This is a genomic window from Bifidobacterium rousetti, from assembly GCF_008698235.1.
In the GTDB taxonomy this organism is placed as follows: domain Bacteria; phylum Actinomycetota; class Actinomycetes; order Actinomycetales; family Bifidobacteriaceae; genus Bifidobacterium; species Bifidobacterium rousetti.
The window spans coordinates 423374-448410 of record NZ_PEBH01000001.1 but is presented as its reverse complement, the minus strand read 5'-3'; the positions used below and the strand labels follow the sequence as shown (position 1 = coordinate 448410).

At 67.5% G+C, this 25037-nt stretch carries 23 protein-coding genes and 1 tRNA gene; 20 read left to right on the top strand and 4 right to left on the bottom strand.

Annotated features, from left to right (window positions below; translation table 11 throughout):
- Positions 1 to 96: 96 nt before the first annotated feature.
- Both CSQ85_RS02170 and CSQ85_RS02165 read right to left on the bottom strand, forming a co-directional pair.
- Entirely contained in the window at positions 97 to 972 is an 876-nt protein-coding gene (locus CSQ85_RS02170) for a TrmH family RNA methyltransferase (RefSeq protein WP_150382645.1), read from the bottom strand.
- A gap of 90 nt (positions 973 to 1062) precedes the next feature.
- A tRNA-Leu gene (locus CSQ85_RS02165) sits at positions 1063 to 1153 on the bottom strand.
- 138 nt (positions 1154 to 1291) lie between these two features.
- Here CSQ85_RS02165 and CSQ85_RS02160 point away from each other — a divergent pair.
- From CSQ85_RS02160 to era, 6 genes are all read left to right on the top strand, one after another.
- Positions 1292 to 2089, top strand: a complete 798-nt coding sequence (locus CSQ85_RS02160) for a 16S rRNA (uracil(1498)-N(3))-methyltransferase (protein WP_150382644.1) — start codon at positions 1292 to 1294, stop codon at positions 2087 to 2089.
- Between the two features lie 62 nt (positions 2090 to 2151).
- The gene (locus CSQ85_RS02155) at positions 2152 to 2490 is read left to right on the top strand and encodes a histidine triad nucleotide-binding protein (RefSeq protein WP_107040610.1); all 339 of its coding nucleotides are present in this window, start codon (positions 2152 to 2154) and stop codon (positions 2488 to 2490) included.
- A 13-nt stretch (positions 2491 to 2503) separates the two neighbouring features.
- Positions 2504 to 3688 (top strand): PhoH family protein, encoded by a 1185-nt coding sequence (locus tag CSQ85_RS02150; RefSeq protein WP_150382643.1) that lies wholly within the window; start codon positions 2504 to 2506, stop codon positions 3686 to 3688.
- A complete protein-coding gene (gene ybeY, locus CSQ85_RS02145) occupies positions 3678 to 4223 on the top strand; it encodes an rRNA maturation RNase YbeY (RefSeq protein ID WP_107040608.1) in 546 nt (181 codons plus the stop codon). Before CSQ85_RS02150 ends, ybeY begins: the two co-directional genes overlap by 11 nt.
- A gap of 96 nt (positions 4224 to 4319) precedes the next feature.
- Positions 4320 to 5765, top strand: a complete 1446-nt coding sequence (locus CSQ85_RS02140) for a hemolysin family protein (protein WP_150382642.1) — start codon at positions 4320 to 4322, stop codon at positions 5763 to 5765.
- A gap of 1 nt (position 5766) precedes the next feature.
- On the top strand, positions 5767 to 6768 hold the full coding sequence (gene era, locus CSQ85_RS02135; protein WP_150382641.1) for a GTPase Era: 1002 nt from the start codon (positions 5767 to 5769) through the stop codon (positions 6766 to 6768).
- 62 nt (positions 6769 to 6830) lie between these two features.
- Here the strand turns inward: era and CSQ85_RS02130 are convergent, their stop codons facing one another.
- Together CSQ85_RS02130 and CSQ85_RS02125 are read right to left on the bottom strand one after the other, a co-directional pair.
- Positions 6831 to 8642, bottom strand: coding sequence for a type 1 periplasmic-binding domain-containing protein (locus CSQ85_RS02130; protein WP_150382640.1), 1812 nt, complete (start codon positions 8640 to 8642; stop codon positions 6831 to 6833).
- A gap of 178 nt (positions 8643 to 8820) precedes the next feature.
- Entirely contained in the window at positions 8821 to 10041 is a 1221-nt protein-coding gene (locus tag CSQ85_RS02125) for an NADP-dependent isocitrate dehydrogenase (protein ID WP_150382639.1), read from the bottom strand.
- A 149-nt stretch (positions 10042 to 10190) separates the two neighbouring features.
- Here CSQ85_RS02125 and CSQ85_RS02120 point away from each other — a divergent pair, with 149 nt between their 5' ends.
- The 14 genes from CSQ85_RS02120 to trpE all read left to right on the top strand — a co-directional run bounded on the left by CSQ85_RS02120 (position 10191) and on the right by trpE (position 24755).
- Complete coding sequence (locus CSQ85_RS02120; RefSeq protein WP_107040603.1) at positions 10191 to 11315, top strand: GuaB3 family IMP dehydrogenase-related protein; 1125 nt, start codon at positions 10191 to 10193, stop codon at positions 11313 to 11315.
- 152 nt (positions 11316 to 11467) lie between these two features.
- Positions 11468 to 12034 (top strand): Rv3235 family protein, encoded by a 567-nt coding sequence (locus CSQ85_RS02115; protein ID WP_150382638.1) that lies wholly within the window; start codon positions 11468 to 11470, stop codon positions 12032 to 12034.
- Between the two features lie 46 nt (positions 12035 to 12080).
- Complete coding sequence (locus CSQ85_RS02110) at positions 12081 to 14180, top strand: AMP-dependent synthetase/ligase (protein WP_150382637.1); 2100 nt, start codon at positions 12081 to 12083, stop codon at positions 14178 to 14180.
- A gap of 6 nt (positions 14181 to 14186) precedes the next feature.
- Complete coding sequence (gene def, locus CSQ85_RS02105; RefSeq protein ID WP_107040600.1) at positions 14187 to 14675, top strand: peptide deformylase; 489 nt, start codon at positions 14187 to 14189, stop codon at positions 14673 to 14675.
- A gap of 295 nt (positions 14676 to 14970) precedes the next feature.
- Positions 14971 to 15798 carry a 30S ribosomal protein S2 gene (gene rpsB, locus CSQ85_RS02100; RefSeq protein WP_107040599.1) on the top strand — a complete coding sequence of 276 codons (828 nt, stop codon included), beginning with the start codon at positions 14971 to 14973 and terminating at the stop codon, positions 15796 to 15798.
- 101 nt (positions 15799 to 15899) lie between these two features.
- Positions 15900 to 16751, top strand: a complete 852-nt coding sequence (tsf, locus tag CSQ85_RS02095) for a translation elongation factor Ts (protein ID WP_150382636.1) — start codon at positions 15900 to 15902, stop codon at positions 16749 to 16751.
- Positions 16752 to 16967: 216 nt separating this feature from the next.
- Positions 16968 to 17903 carry an aromatic amino acid DMT transporter YddG gene (gene yddG / locus CSQ85_RS02090; RefSeq protein WP_150382635.1) on the top strand — a complete coding sequence of 312 codons (936 nt, stop codon included), beginning with the start codon at positions 16968 to 16970 and terminating at the stop codon, positions 17901 to 17903.
- Between the two features lie 127 nt (positions 17904 to 18030).
- Complete coding sequence (gene pyrH / locus CSQ85_RS02085) at positions 18031 to 18780, top strand: UMP kinase (RefSeq protein WP_107040596.1); 750 nt, start codon at positions 18031 to 18033, stop codon at positions 18778 to 18780.
- A gap of 72 nt (positions 18781 to 18852) precedes the next feature.
- Entirely contained in the window at positions 18853 to 19407 is a 555-nt protein-coding gene (gene frr / locus CSQ85_RS02080; protein ID WP_107040595.1) for a ribosome recycling factor, read from the top strand.
- A 15-nt stretch (positions 19408 to 19422) separates the two neighbouring features.
- Positions 19423 to 20409: a phosphatidate cytidylyltransferase gene (locus CSQ85_RS02075; RefSeq protein WP_150382634.1), complete on the top strand. Its 987-nt coding sequence runs from the start codon at positions 19423 to 19425 to the stop codon at positions 20407 to 20409.
- A gap of 94 nt (positions 20410 to 20503) precedes the next feature.
- Entirely contained in the window at positions 20504 to 21754 is a 1251-nt protein-coding gene (gene rlmN / locus CSQ85_RS02070; RefSeq protein ID WP_223846769.1) for a 23S rRNA (adenine(2503)-C(2))-methyltransferase RlmN, read from the top strand.
- Between the two features lie 118 nt (positions 21755 to 21872).
- Positions 21873 to 22643 (top strand): imidazole glycerol phosphate synthase subunit HisF, encoded by a 771-nt coding sequence (gene hisF, locus CSQ85_RS02065; RefSeq protein WP_150382633.1) that lies wholly within the window; start codon positions 21873 to 21875, stop codon positions 22641 to 22643.
- A gap of 112 nt (positions 22644 to 22755) precedes the next feature.
- Positions 22756 to 23184, top strand: coding sequence for a phosphoribosyl-AMP cyclohydrolase (hisI, locus tag CSQ85_RS02060; protein ID WP_150382632.1), 429 nt, complete (start codon positions 22756 to 22758; stop codon positions 23182 to 23184).
- Complete coding sequence (gene trpE / locus CSQ85_RS02055; protein ID WP_150382631.1) at positions 23181 to 24755, top strand: anthranilate synthase component I; 1575 nt, start codon at positions 23181 to 23183, stop codon at positions 24753 to 24755. The genes hisI and trpE overlap by 4 nt, the downstream gene beginning before the upstream one ends.
- The last annotated feature ends 282 nt before the right edge of the window (positions 24756 to 25037 follow it).

The window sequence follows — 25037 nt, the reverse complement described above, 5'->3', positions numbered from 1 at the left end:
TCCGCACATGGATCACGTTCGAAACGTCGCCGGACCGCGCCGGACCGAGTCGGACCGAGTCGTTGCCGCCGACGTTGCGGGCCGGTCCGGGGCTGGTCACGCCGCCCGATGCGGGCGCGTCGCGTAGAAGGCGACGGCGCTGGAGGCGGCCACGTTGAGCGAGTCGACGCCGTGCGCCATCGGGATTTTGACGGTCAGGTCCGCGCGCGCGATGGTGTGGCGGGACAGCCCGTCGCCCTCGGTGCCGAAGATCAGGGCGAGCCTGTCGATGTGGTCAGGGTCCTCCGGCGCGCTGTCGAGGCGGCGCGTGAGCTCGTCGAGGCTGATCGAATCGTCCTCGAGGGCCATCGCCACGGTGGTGAATCCGAGGGATCTGAGCTCGTCGACGCCCCTGAACGGCCAGTAGCGCCTGTCCTCGCCGCCGATGCGCGTCCACGGGATCTGGAACACGGTGCCCATCGACACGCGCGCGGCGCGGCGGTACAGCGGATCGCCGCAGGAGGGGGTGACCAGCACGGCGTCCACGTCGAGCGCGGCGGCCGAACGCATCAGGGCTCCCACGTTCGTGTGGTCGACGATGTTCTCCAGCACCGCCACGCGGGTGGCGTCGCGGCACACCTCGGCGACGGACGGCAGCGGCCAGCGGCGCATGGCGCACAACGCACCCCGGTGCAGCCGGTATCCGGTCAGCCGCTTCAGCTGGTCGGGGGAGGCCACGTAGACCGGCACGTCCGGACCCCAGTGCGCGTCGATGAAGGAGAACTCGTCGCCCATGCCCTCGATCCACTGCTCCTCGACCAGCAGGGAGATCGGCTCGCGGCCGGCGGCCAGCGCGCGGTCGATGACCTTCGGCGATTCGGCGATGAACAGCCCCTTGGCCGGCTCCAGACGGTTGCGCAGCTGGATCTCGGTGAGGTTCACATAGGCCGAGACGCGTTCGTCGTCAATGGACTCGAGATGGACGAAACGCATGGGGAGGGGCTCCTTTCTGCCTCATTCCTTCACTTCGGATGCAAGCGCTTCAGATACAAGAAAACCCCTTGTTTCCAAGGGGTTTATCTATGGTGCCCGAGACGGGACTTGAACCCGTACGCCCGTTAAAAATAGGCACTAGCACCTCAAGCTAGCGCGTCTACCATTCCGCCACCCGGGCAGGTGTCGCTGCGTGGCAACGAGTGAATACTCTATCATCGATCGTCGGACGCGCAATCCACGGCGTGTCGCCAACGTGCCGCGCCCGTCGTGCCTGTAGTCGCGCCTGCGGCGACGGGCGTTTGCTAGCCTTGGAGGCATGACGAATGCTTTGTTCCTGCTTGATCCCGACCGTGACGACGTACCCGTCAACTCCGACGAGTTCAACACGGGGTGGAAGATCACCCTGCCGCCGTCGGTCCGACGCCACGCGATACAGGCGATGAGGCTCAAGGCTGGGGACGGGCTCCAGCTCTCCGACGGCCTCGGGCTGCGCATCACGGCCCGTCTGGCCGACCCCGAGTCCGGACTCGCCGAGGTGGAGTCGTTCGTGCGCGAGCCTGAGCCGGTCACCCGTCTGGCGCTGATCCAGGCGCTGGCCAAGACGGGGCACGACGAGCAGGCGGTCGACGACGCCACGCAGATCGGCGTCGACGAGGTGATCCCGTGGCAGGCCGACCGTTCGATCGCCAAATGGAAGGCGGGACGCACCGACCGCAAGTGGAGCGCGGTCGTCGACGCGGCCACTGAGCAGTCTCGTCGCTCGTGGCGGCCGAAACTGGGCGAGTGCGTCTCGTCGAAGGGGATCGTCTCGCTGTGCCTGCGCGCCAACGTGCACGGCGATCTGGTCATCGTCCTGCATCAGGACGCCACCGATACCTGGGACTCCGTCGAATCGCTCGTCCATACGCTTTCGGAGCGGTGCCTCGACGACGGCCGCCCCCGCACCGTGTACGTCGTCGTCGGACCCGAGGGCGGCATCAGCGAGGACGAGGTGGCCCGGTTCGTCGAGGCGGGCGCCCACAGCGTCGTGCTCGGCCGCAACATACTGCGCGCCTCGACGGCCGGGCCGGTGGCGCTTTCGCTGCTGAGCCGGGCGCTCGGACGGTACGCCTGACGCGCTAAGCTGAGGCGAGGAAACCACCAATCGAACAACACATCGAGCAAGGAGCGTTATTGATGAGCGAAGCCGATGACTGCCTGTTCTGCAAGATCATCGCGGGGCAGATCCCCAGCACCAAGGTGTATGAGGACGACACCACCTACGCCTTCAAGGACATCAACCCCAAGGCCAAGGTGCATGTGCTGATCGTGCCGAAGAAGCACTACGCGAACGTCGCCGAACTGGCCCAGGCCGATCCTGCCGAACTCGCGCACATCGCCCGCGTGGCCCAGGAGATCGCCGACCGCGAATTCCACGGCGCGTTCCGCCTCGTGTTCAACACCGGCCTCGACGCCGGACAGACCGTCTTCCACGTGCACGCCCACGTGCTCACCGGCGAAGTGCTGGACGAGTAGGGACAGGGGTTCCGTGGCGACGACAACGCGAACCATCACCATCCCCACCCAACTCGACCCCGTCGCGGTGCTCGGCCCCGTCGACGAGGTGATCCGCGAAGTGGAGCGCGCGTTCCCCGAACTGACGATCCTCGTGCGGGGCAACCGCGTGGCCATCGTCTCCAGGTCCAAGCAGACCGAGGCCGACGCGGCGAAGGCCGAGGACCTCGTCAACACGATCATCGAGGCGGCGCACACCGCGCCGATGGATGCGGACACCGTGCGCAGGATGATCGACCAGGACGTGCTCGACAACCGCACCCGCGTCACGCATCCCGGCCACGGGCGCACCGTCGAGGCGCTGCAGCGCATGGAGGCGTCCATGCCCCAGCGCGGCGGAGCCGACAAGGACCGCCGCAGGCCGACCGTGCCCGGGGTCATCACCTACGCCGCCGGCAACCCGGTGCGCGCCAAGACCCCCGGCCAGGCCGCCTACGTGGCCGCGATCGAATCGCACACCATCACGTTCGGCATCGGGCCGGCCGGCACCGGCAAGACCTACCTCGCGGTGGCCAAGGCCGTCAGGGCCTTCCAGGACAGGCAGGTGCGGCGCATCATCCTCACCCGCCCGGCCGTCGAGGCGGGCGAGAGCCTGGGCTTCCTGCCCGGCACGCTCAACGACAAGGTCGACCCGTACCTCAGGCCCCTCTACGACGCCTTGGGCGACATGCTCGGCGCCGACCAGCTCAGGCGTCTCATGGACGACAACACCATCGAGGTGGCGCCCCTCGCCTACATGCGAGGCCGCACCCTCAACGACGCGTACGTCATCCTCGACGAGGCGCAGAACACCACCGAGCAGCAGATGAAGATGTTCCTGACACGTCTGGGCTTCAACACGAAGATGGTCATCACCGGCGACATCACGCAGGTCGACCTGACGGTCCCTCGCTCGGGACTGGCGACCATCGAACGCATCCTCGGCGGCATCAAGGACATCGCCTTCGTGCATCTGCAGGCCGAGGACGTGGTCAGGCACCGTCTGGTCGGCCTGATCGTCGAGGCGTACAACAGCCACGAGGCGATCGAGGGCGACCACCGCCGCATCTCCCGCGCCCGCCGGCGCGACGCCGACACGCACGACGACGGCCGGGAAGCCGGGCCGGAGCGCGAGGAACGACGAGAAGAACGAAAGGAAAGCCAGAGCGATGAGCGTTGACGTGTCCAACGAGACCGTATGGACGATCGAACCCAAGCTGTTCTCCGATCTGGGCGTCTGGGTGCTCGACCAGATGCGCGTGAGCACCCAGTCCGACCTGACCATCCTGTTCGTCGACCCCGAGCCGATCGCCGAGATGCACGAGCATTGGATGAACCTCGAGGGGCCCACCGACGTGATGAGCTTCCCGATGGACGAGCTGCGCCCCGGCGACGGCAAGACCCTCATGGAGGGCGTGCTGGGCGACATCGTGATCTGCCCGTGGGTCGCCGCCCAGCAGGCCGCCGCGGCCGGGCACGGGGTGCTGCAGGAGATGATGCTCCTGACCATCCACGGCATCCTGCACCTGCTCGGCTACGATCACGTCAACCCGGAGCAGGAGCGGCAGATGTTCGGCCTGCAGCGCCAGCTGCTGCTCACCTTCATCGCCCTGCGCCACGATCTGGGCGGCCCGGTCGAACTGCCCGCCGGCAGCCCGGACGCGCTGGCGGCCTACGACGCCGAACACGGCGCCGGCCGCGAGATCACGCACTGAGCGGCCGACCCGCGCGGCCCAGGGAGATCCGGGCGCACGCGGGGCAAGCCAAGTCACACCAACACGAGCACTCACACAAGGAAGAACTAGACGACGATGGAGTATTCCCAATCGACCATGATCACCGTGACCGCCGCGCTGCTCGTCATCGCGGCGCTGCTGGTCTGGCTGTCGCTGTCGCTGGCGGCGGCCGAAGGCGCGGTGGGGCGGGTCACCAGGGCGAGCCTGAACAACCTCATCCTCGAGGCGCAGACCGACACCGAGCTCACGCAGCTGTCGAAGATGAAGCGGATCACCCGCATCCACCGCGTGCAGCGCCTCATCGCGAACCGCTACGCCGCCGCCGGCGCATGCGCGTTCTTCCGCGTCACCTGCAACGTGCTCGTCGGCGTGCTCGTCGCCATCGTCGCCTCGATATGGGGCGCGATGGTCTGGCTGCAGATCCTCATCGGACTGGTCGTCGCGATCGTCGTCGGCGTGGTGAGCGTGCTGGTGCGTCCGCGCGAGACTGGCGCGATCAAGCCCGCCGACATCATGATCAAGCATTCCCGTCTCGTCTCGATCGCGAACGGGCTCACCCCGTTCACCAGCATCGGCGCCGCGCACGACGGGCGCAGGCGCTCCCAGAACCTCTCCGACGACGAGGAGCTCGAGAAGGTCCAGCAGGAGCAGGGCCGCGCCACCATCGACCGCCTCGTCGAATCCAACGACTTCGACCCCGAGGTCTCCGAAATGCTGCGCAACGTGCTCACACTCTCCGACACGCTGACCCGCGAGATCATGGTCCCCAGGACCGACATGATCTGCATCGAGAAGGACGCGACGCTCGAGGACATGCTCAAGCTGTGCTCCCGTTCCGGCTTCTCCCGCGTGCCGGTCATCGGCGAGGACGTCGACGACCTGATCGGCGTCGCGTACCTCAAGGACGCGGTCAGGGCCACCGCGTTCAACCCGGCCGCGATGGGGCGCGAGGTCTCCTCGATCGTGCGCGACCCGATGCTCGTGCCCGAATCCAAGCCGGTGGACGACCTGTTCCACCAGATGCAGCGCTCCCGCCAGCATGTCGCGGTCGTCGTCGACGAATACGGCGGCATCGCGGGCCTCGTCACCATCGAGGACACCATCGAGCAGATCGTCGGCGAGCTCGAGGACGAGCACGACCGCACGCAGCGCGAGGAGCCCGAGCAAATCGGCGAGAAGAAGTGGCGCATGCCGGCGCGCACGCCGATCGCGGACCTCGAGGAGCTCTTCGAGATCGACATCGACGAGGACGACGTCGACACCGTCTACGGCCTGCTGACCAAGCTCATCGGCCGTGTGCCGATCGTCGGCGCCTCGGCCGTGACCCGCGGCCTGAAGCTCACGGCGGTCGACTCCGCCGGACGACGCAAGAAGGTGTCCACCATCGTCGTCGAACCCGCCCACGTCGAGGGGCACGAGGAAGATGACAGGTCCGAAGGCGGCGACGAGAAGGCCGCGGAAGACGACAGGAACACGACGCGCGGCACGCACGAGGGCCGCCATGACAACCATGAGGAGTGACATGACCGAAACGGCAGACAGGGCAGAGGCGCCGAACACGCAGGACGGGACGAACGGGGCGCAGCCGTACCGTTCAGGCTTCGTCGCGGTGGTCGGACGCCCGAACGTGGGCAAATCCACCCTGATCAACGCGCTGATCGGCACGCAGATCGCCATCGCGTCCTCCCGTCCGGAGACCACGCGAAAGGCCATCCGCGGCATCCTCACCACCGACAACGCGCAGCTCGTGCTCGTCGACACCCCCGGCATCCACCGGCCCCGCACGCTGCTGGGCCAGCGTCTCAACGACATCGTCGACGAGAGCCTGTCCGACGTGGACGAGGTGGCGTTCCTCCTGCCCGCCGATCAGGAGATCGGCCCCGGCGACAAGCGCATCCTGTCCCGCCTGCGCTCCGACTTCGCCGTCAAGAAGGACGACGGCACGTTCTCGTGGAGGATCCCGCTGGTCGCGATCGTCACCAAGATCGACGAGCTCACGCGCGAGCAGCTGGTCGCCAAACTCATCGAGATCAACGAGTTCGCCGACTTCGCGGACATCGTGCCGGTGAGCGCCCTCGAACACGACAACCTCGACGAGGTCAGGAAGGTCCTCATCGAGCACATGCCCGAAGGCCCGCAGATGTACCCGGCCGACCAGATCAGCGAGGAGCGGCCCGAGGAGACCATCGCCGAGCTCATCCGCGGCGCGTTCCTGGAGCAGCTGGACGACGAGCTGCCGCACTCACTCGCCGTGGTCGTCGACTCGATCGACTACCCGCAGGACAACGAGACGGGCGAATCCTACGACGGCAAGGCCGAGGTGCACGTCTCGATCTACGTGGAGCGCGACTCGCAGAAGCCCATCATCATCGGACGCGGCGCCGCGCATCTGACCGCGGTCAAGAAGAAGCTGCGCACGCCGGTCAACCGCATCGTCGGATGCAAGTCCCGGCTCGACCTGCATGTCAAGGTCGCCAAGGGCTGGCAGTCCGATCCGAAGAAGCTCGAACGCCTCGGCTTCTGATCCCCTCGACCGGTTCGTCCGTTCTCCGGCCGATGGCCGATGGCCGATGGCCGGCGCCGCCGTCACAGGCCGGCGTCGGCCATCGAGATGTATCCGGGGTCGATGAGCGCCGTCTTGAGGTTGTAGGCGCTCACCGACAGCGGCTCCTCGGTGACGGTGTCGACCTTGTGCTTCGACGTGGAGCCGGGCACCGTCTGCTTCGAGACGTATTTGAGGCCGGAGACGCTCTGGTTGCGGTTGAGCCGCGCGGTCACCTCGGCGATGTCCGCGGCGATCGCCTTGCGGTTCTCCAATCCGGTCATCCACTGCTTGCCGTTGACGACCTGCGGCATCGTGTCCACGTAGCCGCCGAATCCGGTGACGATCGGCCAGCGGGAGTTCTCGTCGTCGTCCGCGTCCTGAGAGCTGTCATCGCCGGAACCCGTGGAGCCGTCCGAGTCGGGGGCCTTCGCCGGATCGGGGACGGCCCCGCGCTGCAGATCCTTCTTGCCGGTGATGTTGCCGACGATGCCCAGGATCGTGATCGAGGGGTTGATGTCCGCCGCGGAGCCGGTGTATCCCAGCGTCTTGAGCTCGTCGATGACGACGGACGCGACGTAGTCGTTCATCGCGATGATGCCGTCGATGCGCGTCGGGGAGGATGAGCCGTCGTCCTTGTCGCCGTTCCTGCCGGTCTTGCTGTTCTTGCCGGCCAATCGGGAGTCCAGTTCCGCGGCGATGTCCTTCTCGTCCGAGTCGGGGACCGTCACGTCACGCCAGTCGTCGTCCGTGGTGGATTTGGTGAGCAGCCCGGAGGGGCTGTACGCCTTGCCCTGGTTGAAGTACGGTTGCAGCACCTTCCACATGCCGGCGAACGCCTCGCGGGCGAACGCGTCGTCCTGCGTGTCCTGCGCGCTCTGCGAGGTGTCGGTCGACTCGCCCGAACCGTCCGATGCGGTGCCGTCGGACGAGCCGTCGGACGAGTTTGCGGACGAGCCGTCGGACGTGGAGGCGTCCCCGCCGTCGGCGTTGTTGGTGGCGGCGTCTGCGCCGGAAGCGCCGTCGCCCGTCGAATCGGGGGAGTAGGGGATGAGCACCTCGATCGCCTTGGGGTTGTCCTTGCTGGCCTTGGCCAGATCGAGCTTGGTGACGAGCTTGGTCGCCTGGAGACGTCCGATCTCCTCGGGCGTGGAGAACCGGACGAACGTGTCCGGCGTGAACCCGTCGACGCCGTTGGCGAGCAGCACCACATGCATGCCCGCGTCCTTGGCGAGCTTCAGCGCCGAGGAGAGCCTGTCGTAGCCGGCCTGATCGGAGTCGTCCGAGGAATCGGACGAGGAGCCGGACGAACCGGATGCCTCGGATGAGCCGGACGAGCTGGACGAGCCGTCATCGGCCGCCTCGTCATCGCCCGAACCGTCGGGCTGCGTGACGTAGTCGCCGTACTGGCGGGTGGAGGAGTCGGGGGAGAGCGCCGGCGCGACGATCAGCGTGGTGCGTGCGGGGGCGACGGACCCGTCGGCGTCGTCGGACTGCGTCATATGGTCGACGACCCAGTCCTGCACGGCGCGGCTCTGCGCGTCGATGCCGTCGGAGGTGGTCCGGTCGATCATGCCCTTCGCGACGCCCTGCTCGACGAGTCCGTCGACGATCTCGGGCGTGAGCTTCGCCCACTTGTTCAATGGGGTGCGCTGGGAGATGGTGATGCCGTCGGACGGGGTGAAGATGGCCACGGCGCCCCCGGCGGTCTTCGACGTGGTGATGGTCGTGTTCGCGCCATTCACGTCCACGTCGCCGTCGGTCTTCGTCGAGCAGGCGCCGGAGGCGAGCAGCAGCGAAAGGCCCGCCACCATGGCGATCAGTCGTACTGCGATGGGGCTTCGGCTTGTGGCCATGGGGTGGGGATCCTTTCAGTCGACGAACGATCGACACCGATTGTAGTAGCCCTTCCGGCGCAGGGCGACCATCCATGACGAAACCCGCACAGCCCCGGCGGGCGGACGTTCCGGTCCGTGCGGGGACATGCGGGTTTCGTCACGATGCGCGCGGACGCGCGAAGGCGGGAGCCGGCCGCTACTCGGCGAGCGCCTTGGCGAGGTTCTCGTCGAGGGCGCTCATGAACCCTTCGGTGTCGAGCCACGGCTGGTCGGGGCCGATGAGCATGGCGAGGTCCTTGGTCATCTGGCCGCCCTCGACGGTGTCGACGATGACCTTCTCCAGCGTCTCGGCGAAGTGGCGGACCTCGGGGGTGTTGTCGAGGTCCGCGCGGTGCTTGAGGCCGCCGGTCCACGCGAAGATCGAGGCGATCGGGTTGGTGGAGGTCTTCTCGCCCTTGAGCCAGCGGCGGTAGTGGCGGGTCACGGTGCCGTGGGCCGCCTCGGCCTCGACGGTCTGGCCGTCGGGGGTCATGAGCACGGAGGTCATGAGGCCCAGCGAGCCGAAGCCCTGCGCCACGGAGTCGGACTGCACGTCGCCGTCGTAGTTCTTGCACGCCCAGATGTAGCCGCCGTGCCACTTGAGGGAGCTGGCGACCATGTCGTCGATGAGGCGGTGCTCGTAGGTCAGGCCCTCGGCCTCGAAGCGCTCCTTGTACTCGGTCTCGAACACCTCGGCGAAGATGTCCTTGAACTGGCCGTCGTACGCCTTGAGGATCGTGTTCTTGGTGGACAGGTACACCGGGTAGTGGCGCATGAGCCCGTAGTTGAAGCAGGCGCGCGCGAAGCCGCGGATCGAGTCGTTGACGTTGTACTGCACCTGGGCCACGCCGCCGTCGGCGCCGTAGTCGTAGACGACGTGCTCGATCGGCTCGGAGCCGTCCGACGGGGTGAACGTGACGGTGAGACGGCCGGCGCCAGGCACCTTGAAGTCGGTGGCCTTGTACTGGTCGCCGAAGGCGTGGCGGGCCACGACGATCGGCTTGGTCCAGCCGGGCACGAGGCGCGGCACGTTGCTCATCACGATCGGCTCGCGGAAGATCGTGCCGCCGAGGATGTTGCGGATCGTGCCGTTGGGGGACTTCCACATCTTCTTGAGGCCGAACTCCTTGACGCGGGCCTCGTCGGGGGTGATGGTCGCGCACTTGACGCCCACGTGCTCGCGCTTGATCGCGTTGGCCGCGTCGATGGTGACCTGGTCGTCCGTGGCGTCGCGGTTCTCGATGCCCAGATCGTAGTAGTCGAGATCCACGTCGAGGTAGGGCAGGATCAGACGGTCCTTGATGTCCTTCCAGATGACGCGGGTCATTTCGTCGCCGTCGAGCTCGACGACCTTGCCTTCGACCTTGATTTTGGCCATGCTTCCTCCTGACGGGTGTGTGAAAACGTGACCATTCATATCTCATCCATGTAACGGCGAAAGCGGGCGTTCGAGAATGTGAGACGGGCGGGGCCGGCTACCCCGCCCGTCGCGCCCGTCTGTCATATCCCGGCATTACTCTCAAAGGCATGTCTCAGGAAATTGAAATCGGTTTGGGCAAGAAGGGCCGTCTGGCCTACTCGCTGGACGACGTCTCCATCGTCCCCTCACGCAGGACCCGCGACCCGCAGGACGTCTCCACCTCCTGGCAGGTCGACGCCTACGAATTCGACGTGCCGGTCGTCGGCGCCCCGATGGACTCCGTGACGAGCCCCGCCACCGCCATCGCGATGGGACGCCTCGGCGCCCTCGGCGTGCTCGACCTTGAGGGTCTGTGGACCCGCTACGACGACCCCGAGCCGCTGCTGGAGGAGATCTCCGAGCTGCCGGCCGACACCGCCACCAAGCGCATCCAGGAGATCTACGCCGAGCCGATCAAGGCGGAGCTCATCACCCGTCGCCTGCACGAGATCCGCGACGCCGGCGTCACCGTGGCCGGCGCGCTCTCCCCGCAGCGCACCCAGCAGTTCTATTCGACGGTGGTCGACGCGGGCGTCGACCTGTTCGTCATCCGCGGCACCGTGGTGTCCGCCGAGCACGTCTCGCAGGACCACGAGCCGCTCAACCTCAAGCAGTTCATCTACGACCTCGACGTGCCGGTCATCGTCGGCGGCGCCGCCAACTACACGGCCGCGCTGCACCTGATGCGCACCGGCGCGGCCGGCGTGCTCGTCGGTTTCGGCGGCGGCGCCGTCTCCGCCACGCGCAACACGATCGGCGTCGAGGCCCCGATGGCCACCGCCATCGCCGACGTGGCCGAGGCCCGCCGCGACTACATGGACGAGTCCGGCGGCCGCTACGTGCAGCTCATCGCCGACGGCGGCATGGGCGACTCCGGCAGCTTCGTCAAGGCCCTCGCCCTCGGCGCGGACGCCGTCATGCTGGGCGCCCCGCTGGCCCGCGCCACCGAGGCCCCGGGCAGGGGCAAGCACTGGGGCGCCGAGGCGCGCCACCAGACGCTGCCGCGCGGCTACCGCACGGACGTAGGCACCGTCGCGCCGCTCGAGCAGATCCTGTTCGGGCCGAGCCACACCGCCGACGGCACCACCAACTTCATCGGCGCGCTGCGCCGCGCGATGGCGTCCACCGGCTACGTCGACATCAAGAGCTTCCAGCGCTGCGGCGTCGTCGTGGCGCCGGGCGCACGCCGCTAGCCCGTTCATCCACCGGTTCATCCACAACGGCCGTTCGGGGCCCCGCGTCGGTTGACGCGGGGCCCTCGTCGTGATGAGCTGGAACCGCGGCGCGGGGCCGCGAACGGGGCCCCGCGCCGCGTACGGCGATGACTCAGGGCGGAGGGCGGCGCATGGCGGGCGACGGACGGCGGACGAACAACGAGCGGGACGCGTGGCTGCTCGAGACCAGCAGGAACGCGTACGACCCGGCTGCGGACGGAGGCGGGCGGACGCGGCTGACCGAACAGGACCTGCCCGTGTACGAGGGCGTCATCCACGTCGGCCTCGGCGCGCAGCCCGTGCCGTACCGGATCATCGCCGTGTGCGAGGGCATGTTGGAGGGGCACGAGTTCCATGCGCTGGCGGTCTCCACCTGCCGGATCGCGTGCCTGACCGCGGACGTGATCCGCGGCAAGCTCCCCTCGTCCTCGCTCAGGCGCGCCGTCGCCGCGCCATGCATCAAACGCATCGAGACGCTCGTCTACCTCATCGGCGTCCAGATGAAACGGGACATCGAGCTCAACGCGAGGATGCGCTACCTGCCGGTCGTGCCGCATGACGTGTCCGGCACGCTGGTGAGCGAGACGAGCCTCGAGATGGCGGTCAGGCTCACCATCGGCGGCACGGTGTACTGGTCGACGATCCGGCTCGAACGGTTCGGGTGCCGATGGGTGTGCGTCGTGGCCGACATGGGGTGACCCGTTGCGCGGCGCGCGGTTATAGCACGGGTATAGACTGTGGGCTATGTTGCGTGAATACATCTCCGATCCCGAATATGTGACCAACGACGGCGACACCATCTTCTCCCTGCTGGCGGGCAGGGCCGCGTCCGACCCCGACGGCGACATCGCCGAATACCAGGACGACGGGCGCGCATGGCACACCGTCTCCGCCGCGTCGATGCTCGCGCGCGTGCGCGAGGTGGCCAAGGGCCTGATCGGTCTGGGCGTGCGCCCCGGCACGATGGTGGCGATCTATTCGGCCACCTGCTACGAGTGGGGCGTCGTCGACTTCGCGTGCGCCGCGATTGGCGCGGTCAGCGTGCCGATCTACGAGACCGACTCGGAGCGCCAGGCCGCCTCGATCATCACGGACACCTCGCCGCTGATCGCGTTCGCCGGCGACCACGCCCACGCGCAGACCCTCGAACAGGTGCGCGACCAGGTGGAGGACCTCAGGTACGTCTTCAACTTCAAGGCGGACGGGCTCGACGCCGTCGCCGACTTCGGCGCGCATGTGACCGACGACGAGCTCGACGAGGCCATCGCGCGCGTGAGGGCCGACGACATGGCCACGATCGTCTACACCTCCGGCTCCACCGGCAAGCCCAAGGGCGCGATGCTGTCCAACCGCAACTTCGTGCACATCGTCAAGAACGGATACATCATCCTCGACGAGATGCTCTACGAGCCGAACCGCCTGCTGCTGTTCCTGCCGCTGGCGCACTGCTTCGCCCGCTACATCCAGTATGTGGCCATCGGCGGGCACGGCGTGGTCGGCTACATCCCGGGCGCCAAGCACCTGCTCGCCGACCTGCGCTCGTTCAAGCCCACGTACCTGCTCGGCGTGCCGCGCGTGTTCGAGAAGGTGTACAACGCCGCCTCCCAGAAGGCCGGCAACGGCATCGCCGGCCGCGTGTTCGCCTCGGCCTACCGCCACTTCGTGCAGTGGTCCAAGGACGAGCAGGACGGCAAGGGCCATTCGCTGGTCGCCCGCGTGCAGCACTCGTTCTTCATGTCCACGGTCGGCAAGTCCGTGCGCTCGGCGCTGGGGCCGAACCTCGCTTGGCTCGCCTGCGGCGGCGCGCCCCTCAACGCCGATCTGGCGCACTTCTTCAACGGCATGGACGGCATCACCTTCATCCAGGGCTACGGCATGACCGAAACCGCCGCCCCGATGATGGTCAACTGGCAGGACGCGAACAAGGTCGGCTCGGTCGGCAAGCCCGGACCCGGCATGGGCGTCAAGCAGGACGACGACGGCGAGCTGCTGCTCACCGGCCCGAACGTCTTCCTCGGCTACTACCGGCAGCCCGACCTCACCGCGCAGGTCAAGACGGCCGACGGCTGGATTCGCACCGGCGACCTCGGCACCATCGACGATGACGGCTTCGTGTACATCACCGGCCGCAAGAAGGACATCATCATCACGGCCGGCGGCAAGAACGTCAGCCCCGCGCCGATGGAGGAGGTCATCGCCACCTGCCCCATCGTCGACCACGCGGTCGTCGTGGGGGACGGCAAGCCGTTCATCTCCGCGCTGATCGAGCTCGACGAGGAGATGACCCGCTCCTGGCTCGCCTCGCAGGGCCTCGACCGCGAGGCGCCGATGGGCGAGATCGCCGGCAACGACGCGGTGCGCGCCTACATCCAGCAGTATGTCGACAAGGCCAACGCGAACGTCTCGCGCGCCGAGTCCGTGCGCAAGTTCGTCGTGCTCGACGAGGCGTTCAGCCAGGAGAACGGCACGCTGACCCCGAGCCTCAAGGTCGTGCGCCCGAAGGTGCTCAAGCGCTACGCCGACGTCATCGAGGGCGAGATCTACACGCCGCGCGGCGCGTCCAAGCCGCTGCCGGCCACCGTGCGCATCCTCGACAGGACCACCGAGTCGGTCAAGCGCACCGCCGAGACCGTCAAGCAGGCATCCGAGAGCGTCAACCCGAAGGAGGCCCTGCGCTCCGCCTACGAGCAGGCCAAGGAGAACGTGTCGGATTCCATTGCTAGCGTATCCGAGAGAATCAAGCGCGAGGAGCCGGACGCCGGGGCAGATCAGGCCTCCGGCGCCGGGCGGGCCGAACGCGCCGACGACCGTGCCGACGGTCAGGACGAGAACAAGGAGAACTGAAAGCAAGTGGCCATCCGAGAGATTCGCGTCGTGCCGGACCCCGTCCTGCGCACCCCCTGCGACGAGATCCGCGAGATCACCCCGGCGGTGCGCCGGCTGGTGGACGATCTGGTCGAGACGGTGAACGACCCCGGCCGCGCAGGCCTGTCCGCCAACCAGATCGGCGTGAGCCTGCGCGCCTTCTCCTACAACATCGACGGAAAGGTGGGCTACATCCTCAACCCGGTGCTCGAGGAGACCCGCGGCGAGCAGTACGGCGACGAGGGATGCCTGTCCGTGCCGGGCCTGTGGTACAAGACCCGCCGCGCCGACTACGCCAGGGTGCGCGGCATCGATCTGGACGGCAAGGAGATCGTGCTCGAGGGCACCGGGCTCATGGGCCGCATGCTCCAGCATGAGACCGACCACCTCGACGGCCACGTCTACCTCGACCGTCTCGAGAAGGAGGAGCGCCGCGCGGCGATGAAGTACATGCGCGAGCACCAGCCCCGCTGACGGCCCATCGGGCGGTCGCAAGGAGCCCAAGGCCCGTGCCATCCGACGCCTGACATCGGATGGCACGGGCCTTTTCCATACGCCGTGCTATCCTTGACCATTTGTGTGTGCCACCCCGGCAACGGGCGCAGTCGCAGGCGTCCCGAGCCACCCGATATCGTCAACCGGCGCACACGGATTTCGCGTCATGTCCGCGACGGCCCGTGTCGGTCGGCCCGAACCCGGTGAACCGGGGGAGAGGCTGCACGCGGGTGCGCATGACCAGGCAACAACCGACAACGAAAGGTGAATCACCATGGCTCAGATCACGATGAGCGAAATGCTGAAGGCCGGCCTGCACTTCGGCCACCAGACCCGCCGCTGGAACCCGAAGATGAAGCAGTTCATCCTCACCCAGCGCAACGGCATCCACATCATCAACCTGTTCAAGTCGCTCGAGATGATCGACAAGGCGTACGACTTCATCAAGACCACCGTCGCCCACAACGGCACCGTGCTCTTCGTCGGCACCAAGAAGCAGGCCCAGGAGGCCGTCTCCGCCCAGGCCACCCGCGTGAACATGCCGTACGTCTCCGAGCGCTGGCTCGGCGGCATGCTGACCAACTTCCAGACCGTCTCCAAGCGCGTCGCGCGCCTCAAGGAGCTCGAGGAGATGGACTTCTCCGACGTGCACGGCTCCGGCCTGACCAAGAAGGAGCTCCTCCTGCTCGAGCGCGAGAAGGACAAGCTGGAGAAGCAGCTCGGCGGCATCCGCAACATGGGCCGCACCCCGTCCGCGATGTTCGTCGTCGACATCAACAAGGAGGCGCTGGCCGTCGAGGAGGCCCACAAGCTGGGCATCCCGGTCGTCGCCATCGTCGACACCAACACCGACCCGGAGTCCGTCGAGTACCCGATTCCGGCCAACGATGACGCCATCCGCGGCATCGAGCTGCTGACCACCCTCATCGCCGACGCCGTCGCCGACGGCCTGCTGGAGCGCTCCGGCAAGGCCACCAAGGACGAGTCCGAGTCCGCCGAGCAGCCGATGGCCGCTTGGGAGAAGGACCTCCTGGAGAACCAGGACGCCGCCCAGGGCGAGGCCCCGGCCGAGTCCGCCGAAGGCGAAGCCAAGGCCGAGTGACCCGTTAGGGTTCGCCAGACGCTAGGATTGGAGGTGCAAGATGGATTGCACCTCCTTTTCTAGGAGCACACAATCGAGTTTCATCTCAAGGAGATAGTTTCATGGCAGCAATTACCGCCGCTCTGATCAAGCAGGTTCGCGAGGACACCGGCGCCGGCATGCTCGACGTCAAGAAGGCCCTGACCGAGGCCGAAGGCGACGTCGCGCGCGCCAAGGAGATCATCCGCGCCAAGGGCATCGCCGCCGCCGGCAAGCGCGAGGGACGCAAGGCCCAGGAAGGCACCATCGCCTCCAAGGTCGTCGAGTCCGCCGAAGGCGAGACCGGCTACGCGGTAGAGCTGAACTCCGAGACCGACTTCGTGGCCAAGACCCCGAAGTTCGTCGAGTTCGCCGACACCGTCCTCGGCTACGCGGTCGAGGCCGACGCCAACTCCGCCGACGAGCTGCTGGCCGCCAAGGCCGGCGACGAGACCGTCAAGGAGGCCATCGAGGAGGCCGCCGCCCTGTTCGGCGAGCACGTCAAGGTCGGCCAGTTCGCGAAGATCTCCGGCGAGCACGTCGAGGTCTACGCCCACAAGAAGTCCGCCGAGATGCCGCCGAGCATCGTCGCGCTGATCGCCACCGACAAGGCCGGCGCCTCCGTCGCGCACGAGGCCGCCCTGCAGATCTCCGCCATGGGCGCCAAGTGGCTGACCCGTGAGGACGTCCCGGCCGATGTCGTCGAGTCCGAGCGTCGCGTCGCCACCGAGAAGTCCCTCGCCGAGGGCAAGCCCGAGAAGATCGTCCCGAAGATCGTCGAGGGCCGTCTCAACGCCTTCTTCAAGGAGGTCGTCCTGCTCGAGCAGCCGTTCGTCAAGGATCCGTCCAAGACCGTCGGCAAGCTGTTCGACGAGGTCGGCGGCAAGGCCCTGGCCTTCGCCCGCGTCGAGGTCGGCAAGGGCGACGAGGACTGATCCCACGTCTCCGATTGACCGATGTCCGTCCCGCTGACCTGCCGGACGGTCGGTGAATGAGAACGGCCGTGCGCACGCTTCCCGCGTGTCGCACGGCCGTTCTCGTCGTAACTGGGCATGACAATGGCGCAGGCGGTCCGGACGCTGTGGCAGCGAACGGAACGCCCCGGGAACGAACGAGAACGAACGGAAACGAGCCGAAGGGAAGAGACGCCCATGACACGCAACGGGAACACGCACGAGGATCCGAAATACGTGCCGTCCACCAGGGCCACCGCCGTGGGATTGACTGCCATCCTCGTCTGGAGCCTGATGACCGCGCTGGTGCGCGTCGTCGCGGACGCCTTCGGCGCCACCCTGGGATCGGCGATGATCTACACCTGCGGCGTCGTGCTGCTGCTCGTCTTCCACCGCCCGGCGCCGCTGCGCGAGTACCCGAAGCGGTACCTGCTCATCGGCGGGGCGCTGTTCGTGTTCTACGAGTCGTCGATCTCGCTGTCCATCGGGCTGGCGTCCACCGCCGAACAGTCGGTCGAGGTCAGTCTCGTCAACTACCTGTGGCCGACGATGATGGTCCTGCTCGCCGCCGCGATCGGCAGGCCGCACCGCAAGGGCGCCGTGTGGCGGGCCCTGCCCGGCGCTGTCGTCGCGACCGCCGGCGTGGCGTTGGCGGTCGGCGGCAACAGCGGGCTCGACCCCGCGGCCGCCCTGCACCATGTCGCCTCCAACCCGCTGCCGTATCTGCTCGCGTTCGCGGGCGCGTCCGCATGGTCGCTGTACGCGGTGATCACCCCGTCCATGTCCGGCGGGCTCGACGGCACCTCGGTGTTCTTCCCCGGCGTCGCCGTCGTCCTGTGGATCATCCACTTCACCTCGGGCCAGGGCTGGCCGGCCGCCATGCCCGGTCCGGTGGCGTGGCTCGCCGTCGTCGCCTGCGCGGCGGTCATCGGCGGCGGATACGCCTGCTGGGGGTACGGCATCCTCCACGGCAGCCTGAGGACCCTGGCGGTGGCGTCATACGCCACGCCGGTGCTGTCGGTGGGCGCCAGCTCCGTGATCCTCGGCCTGTCCCTGTCGCTGCCGTTCTGGCTCGGCACGGTGCTGGTCGTCTCGGGGTCCGCGCTCAACTGGCTCGCCGAACGGCGGCGCTAGTCGCCCCGGACAAGCCGCCGCCGGCGGGGGAGGGAAGGCTGTCGCGAATAACGGATAACCTATTACACGGTAATTTTCGTGGGTGGGGCCCCGTGGGGCCACGTCGCCCGTGAGCGAAAGGTAGTGTATGACTGGCAACGACGCAAAAGACAAGCCCCGCAGGGTCCTCCTCAAGCTGTCCGGCGAGGCGTTCGGCGGCGGCAAGGTGGGCATCGACACCAAGGTGATCCGCCGCATCGCCGAGGAGATCGTTCCGGCCGTGCGTCAGGGTGTGCAGGTCGCCATCGTCACCGGCGGCGGCAACTTCTTCCGCGGCGCCGAACTCCAGCAGGCCGGCATCGACCGCTCCCGCGGCGACTACATGGGCATGCTCGGCACCGTGATGAACTGCCTCGCCCTGCAGGACTTCCTCGAGCAGGAGGGACAGGCCACCCGCGTGCAGACCGCCATCACGATGGGCCAGGTCGCCGAGCCGTACATCCCGCTCAAGGCCATCCGCCACCTCGAGAAGGGCCGCGTGGTCATCTTCGGCGCCGGCGCCGGCATGCCGTACTTCTCCACCGACACCGTCTCCATCCAGCGTTCCCTCGAGATCCACTGCGACGAAGTGGTCATGGGCAAGAACGGCGTCGATGGCGTGTACACCGCCGACCCGCGCAAGGACCCCAACGCCAAGCGCTTCGAGACGCTGAGCTACAACCGCGCCCTCGTCGACAACCTCGCCGTGATGGACGCCTCCGCGCTGTCCATGGCGCGCGACAACAAGAAGCGCATCCGCGTGTTCGGCCTCGAGGAGCCGGGCAACGTCACCCGCGCCCTGCTGGGCGAGGAGATCGGCACGCTCGTGTCCACCGCCGAATCGCGCGTGGCGGACTGAGCCGGGCGCGTTCGGGCATCTACAATCGTAGGACACAACAACCAACAGCCAAACAGCGACAAAGGAGCAACAATGGCAAACGTCATCGATCAGGCCAAGGAACAGATGGCCAAGACGGTGGAGAACACCAAGGAGAACTTCGCGGGCATCCGCACCGGCCGCGCCAACCCGGCGCTGCTCAACGGCATCATGGTCGACTACTACGGCGCCCCCACGCCGATCAAGGCCGTCGCCTCCATCGGCGTGCCGGAGCCGCGCACCCTGTCCGTCACCCCGTTCGACGCCTCCCAGGCCGGCGCCGTCGAGAAGGCCATCCGCAACTCCGACCTCGGCATCAGCCCGAACCGCGACGGCAACGTGATCCGCCTGACCATGCCGGAGCTCACCGAGGACCGCCGCAAGGAGTACGTCAAGCTCGCCAAGTCCAAGGCCGAGGACGGCAAGGTGGCCGTGCGCAACATCCGCCGCAAGACCAAGGAAGGCATCGACAAGGCCGTCAAGGACGGCGACATGGGCGAGGACGAGGGCGACCGCCTGCTCAAGGACCTCGACAAGGTCACCAAGTCCGTCACCGACGAGATCGACGCCCTGCTCGAGACCAAGCAGAAGGAGATCATGGAGGTCTGAGCCTCCGATACGCCTATGGAACGCAACGAACAACTCCACGAAGAGGCCGAGGTCGCACTCGACGAGATCAACAAGAAGACCGGGCGCAACATGCCCCAGGCGATCGGAACGGCCATTCTGCTCATCGCCGTCATTCTCGCCGCGCTGCTCATCAACATCGACCTGTTCGTGGCGTTGGTCGTCGTGTTCATGCTGCTGGCCCTGTGGGAGCTGCGTGTCGACTTCGCGACGGTCGGCCTGCACATCCCCGTGGTCATGCTGTGGCTGTGTTCCGCGGTCACCCTGTTCGCCGCCTACTACGCGCCGCTGCACGTCGTGGCGATGGCGTTGTGCGCCATGGCGTCGATCATGCTCGTCGCCATGTCCGCCACCGCCAAGATGAGCTTCGGCAACCGCCTGTCGCTCGCCGTCGCGAACAAGCTCTCCAGCACCGAGGCCGGCGCGCGCCTCGAGTCGTCGTTCAACCACGACGGCGGCGAGCAGCACCATTCGAGGCTCAGCCACGTGGCCGTCTCCGTGCTCACCGTCCTGTACATCCCGGTGCTGGCCTCCTGCATCGTCATCCCGCTGACCTTCCACGGCCATCCGGTCGCGCACGCGATCATGCTCGTGTTCCTGCCCGCCCTGTCCGACACCGGCGGCCTGTTCGCCGGCGCATGGCTCGGCAAGCACAAGCTGTCCCCGCGCATCTCCCCGAAGAAGAGCTGGGAGGGGCTGGCCGGCTCCGTGCTCTTCGCCATGGCCGGCGCGTTCGCCGTCATGTTCTGCACCTACACGCCCGACGTGTGGGCCGCCAAATGGTGGGTGCCGATCCTCTCCGGCGTGCTCGTCGGCGTGACCGGCACGTTCGGCGACCTGTGCGCCTCGATGATCAAGCGCGATCTCGGCATCAAGGACATGGGCCACCTGCTCAAGGGCCACGGCGGCGTGATGGACCGCGTCGATTCGATCCTCATGGCGGCGCCGTTCACCTGCATCCTGCTGTGGTTCACCGGCCTGTGACGCCGGCACCTTTCGAACAGCGTTAATCCTTCAGTATCGCGCAAGCATCGCGCGGCATCGCGCAAGACGTATCACGACGTCATAAGGAGCGGACATGGCCATCGCCGATCAGCATCACGACAATTCTGGCAATTCCGGCAATTCCGGCAATCCGGGGGTTCCAGGCACCCAGGACGCCCCGGAGACCGGCATCACGCCGGGAGGCACCACCGGCGCCTTCCGCGACGTGCTCTCCAAGGACCACGCCCGCCGCGGCAAGCCGCCGCTGCACTTCACCGACATGACCGCCGAGGAGCGGATCGAACGGGCCGGCGAACTGGGCCTGCCGAAGTTCCGCGTCAAGCAGCTCGCCAACCACTACTACGGGCATTTCGACGTCAACGCCGCCGAATTCACCGACTTCCCCGCCGCCAGACGCGACGAGGCCGCCGCCACGTTCTTCCCCGAGCTCATCCACGAGGTCACCCGTCAGGTCGCCGACGAGGGCGCCACCATCAAGACCCTGTGGCGCCTGTTCGACGGCTCCCACATCGAATCCGTGCTCATGCGCTACCCGACGCGCACCACGCTGTGCATCTCCAGCCAGGTGGGCTGCGGCATGGGATGCCCGTTCTGCGCCACCGGCAAGCTCGGGCTCACCCGCAACATGTCCGCGGGGGAGATCCTCGAGCAGGTGCGCGTGGCCGCCCGCATGATGCGCGACGGCGAGGTCGCCGGAGGCCCCGGACGTCTGAGCAACATCGTGTTCATGGGCATGGGCGAGCCGATGGGCAACTACCGCTCCGTGATCTCCGCCGTGCGCCAGATCTCCGCCATGCCGCCCGAGGGCTTCGGCATCTCGGCGCGCAACATCACCGTCTCCACCGTGGGCGTCGTCCCCGGCATCAAAAAGCTCACCGCCGAGGGTCTGCCGGTGCGCCTCGCCGTGTCCCTGCACGCGCCGAGCGACGAGCTGCGCGACGAGCTCGTGCCGATGAACAAGCGCTTCAACACCACGCAGGTGCTCGACGCCGCGCACGACTACTTCCTAGCCTCCAAGCGCCGCGTCAGCATCGAATACGCGCTGATGCGCGGCATCAACGACCAGGCCGAGCACGCCAGGCTCCTCGCCAAGCGCCTCAACCACTACGGCGACAACTGGGCGCACGTCAACCCGATCCCGCTCAACCCGATCGAGGGCTCCCGCTGGACCGCCTCCAAGCCGGAGGACGAGGAGCGTTTCCTCGACATCCTGCACGCCGCCGGCATCACCGCCACACTGCGCGACACCCGCGGCCAGGACATCGACGGCGCCTGCGGGCAGCTCGCCGCCAAGACCAGGGAGTCGTTCGCGAAGCAGTCGTGATCCGGGCGTAAAAGAGGTTCGCGGTCAGCATAGCGAGACGCGGGGCGACGATGTAACGCCTCGCCGCTAGCCTTGAGACCTGTAACTGGAAGCCTCGCGAAGCAAAGGGGAGTGAAGTATGACGCTGGCGGTTCGAGTCATCCCGTGCCTGGACGTCGATGCCGGACGAGTGGTCAAGGGCGTGCATTTCGAGAATCTCAAGGACGCCGGCGACCCGGTGGAGCTCGCCGCCGAATACTACCGTCAGGGCGCCGACGAGCTGACCTTCCTCGACGTGACCGCCTCCAGCTCCCATCGCGGCACGATGGTCGACGTCGTCAGCCGCACCGCCGAGCAGGTCTTCATCCCGATGACCGTGGGCGGCGGCGTGCGCACGCCCGAGGACGTCGACTCCCTGCTGCGCTGCGGCGCGGACAAGGTGGGCGTCAACACGGCGGCCATCAACGACCCGACGCTGATCAGCAGGGTCGCCGAACGCTTCGGCAACCAGGTGCTCGTGCTCTCCGTCGACGCGCGACGTGAGAAGGGCGAGCAGCACACGCAGTCCGGCTTCGAGGTCACCACCATGGGCGGGCGCAAGTCCACCGGCATCGACGCGATCTGGTGGGTCAAACGCGCCGAGGAGCTCGGCGCCGGCGAGATCCTCCTCAACTCGATGGACGCCGACGGCACCAAGCAGGGCTTCGACCTCGAGATGATCCGCGCGGTGCGACGGGAGGTCAGCATCCCGATCATCGCGTCCGGCGGCGCCGGCAAGGTCGAGGACTTCCCGCCCGCGATCGAGGCGGGCGCGAACGCCGTGCTCGCGGCATCCGTCTTCCACTTCGGCATCATGACCATCGCCGACGTCAAGGCCGAACTGAAGAGGCACGGCTACACCGTGCGCTGACGGCCACCCCTCTCCCTCAACATCCTTCAACCTCCTTCGATCCTTTCCGGATCCAGTCAGGGCCCCTATCCGGCCCGGGCGCCATGTAAGACAAGAAGACAGCACAACAGACATGACAGACATCACCTACGACAATTCGACCGAACTCGACCCGCGCATCGCGGACCGTCTCAAGCGTGACGCGAAGGGCCTCGTGGCCGCCGTCATCCAGCAGTACGACACCCGCGAGGTGCTGATGGTCGGCTACATGAACGACGAGGCGCTGCGACGCACCCTCACCACCGGGCGCGTGACCTTCTGGTCCCGCTCGCGTCAGGAATACTGGCGCAAGGGCGACACCTCCGGCCACGTCCAGTACGTCAAGGCAGTCTCGCTCGACTGCGACGGCGACGCGCTGCTCGTCGAGGTCGATCAGGTGGGCGCCGCCTGCCACACCGGCAAGCGCAGCTGCTTCCTCGAAGGCGGCCCGCTGCCGGTGGTCGAGGGGCATCGCACGCCCGAACAGGAGCAGGAGCAGCAGGAACAGGGGGAGGGCCGATGAGCGGGAACGACGAGAACGTCAACAGCGTCAAGGGGCTCAACTGGGGCGGTACGTGGCCGTCGCGCGAGCAGTTCCACCGTCTCGCCGACGAGGGGTACCGCGTCATCCCGATCGTGCGCCGCCTGCTCGCCGACTCGCTCACCCCGGTCGGTTTCTACGAGCGCCTCGCCAACGGCCGTTCCGGCACGTTCATCCTCGAATCAGCCGAATACGGCGGCACATGGAGCCGGTACAGCTTCATCGGCGTCAATTCGATGGCGCAGCTGCGCGCCGACAAGGACGGCAACGCCGACTGGCTCGGCACCGTGCCCGCCGGCGTGCCGACGCACGGCGATGTGGTGGAGGTCGCCCACGCCGCATTGAAGACGCTCAGGGCCCCGCATGTCGAGGGACTGCCGAACCTCACCTCCGGCTTGGTCGGCACCGTCGGCTGGGACGCGATCCGCCACTGGGAGCCCACGCTGCGCGCCGAGGCCCCGGACGAGACCGGCCAGCCGCAGATGGTGCTCGCCCTCGCCACCGACATCGCCGTCGTCGACCATGTCTCCGGGTCCGTGTGGCTCATCGCCAACGCGGTGAACGTGGACGACAAGCCCACGCGCGCCGACGCCGCCTACGACGAGGCCGTCGCGCGTCTGGGGCGCATGGAGGTCGACGCCGCCACGCCCACACCCGGCGAGGCGCGCGTCAACGCGCTCGACCCGTCGCGCACACGGCCCGAACTGCGGTTCCGCACCGAGAAAAGCCGCTACGAGCAGGCCGTCGAGGCCGCCAAGAGGCACATCGTCGACGGCGACGTGTTCCAGGTGGTCATCTCCCAGCGTCTCGACATCGACTCGCCGGCCGACCCGTTCGACGTGTACCGCGTGCTGCGCACCCTGAACCCGAGCCCGTACATGTACTTCATGGCGCTCACCGACGCCGAGGGCCGGGACTTCAACGTCATCGGCTCCAGTCCGGAGACCCTCATCAAGGTCGACAACGGGCATGCGATGACCTTCCCGATCGCAGGCTCCCGCCCGCGCGGCGCCACCCCGGAGGAGGACGAGAAGCTCGCCAAGGAGCTGCTCGCCGATCCGAAGGAGCGCAGCGAGCACATCATGCTCGTCGACCTGTCGCGCAACGACCTGAGCAAGGTGTGCGTCCCGCAGTCCGTCGAGGTCGTCCAGCTCATGGACATCAAGCGCTTCAGCCACATCATGCACATCTGCTCGACGGTCACCGGCAGGGTCGATCCGTCGCTGACCACGTTCGACGTGTTCAAGTCCGCGTTCCCGGCCGGCACGCTCTCCGGCGCGCCCAAGCCGCGCGCGGTCGAGATCATCGACGAGCTGGAGGTCGCCGACCGCGGCATCTATGGCGGCACCGTCGGTTACTTCGACTTCTCCGGCAACATGGACATGGCCATCGCCATCCGCACCGCGTTCCTGCGCGACCACGAGGCGAGCGTGCAGGCCGGCGCCGGCATCGTGCTCGACTCCGTGCCCGCCAACGAATGGCAGGAGACCCGCAACAAGGCCGAGGCCAGCGTCGAGGCAGTGCAGATCGCCGCGCAGCTGCGCGAACTGTAGGTTCCGGGAGTCTCCGGAGACTCTTCTCTGGAGACTCCAGAGACTCCAGAGACCCGGCCCGCAGGCCCATCACCCCATATGACGCCCGGTGGGTGGAGAGAACCCGATTCGGTTCCCTCCACCCACCGGGCGTCCCGTGTTTCGGTCCCGTCCGCCGGCTTTCCGGCTCTACTGCGCCCAACGCCACTGCGTCCGGCTCTACTGCGCCCGGCACCACCACCCAGCGCAACAATTTCCCGAAATCATCCCTGATCTCCCGAATTTGTTGCACTGACCTCGCCT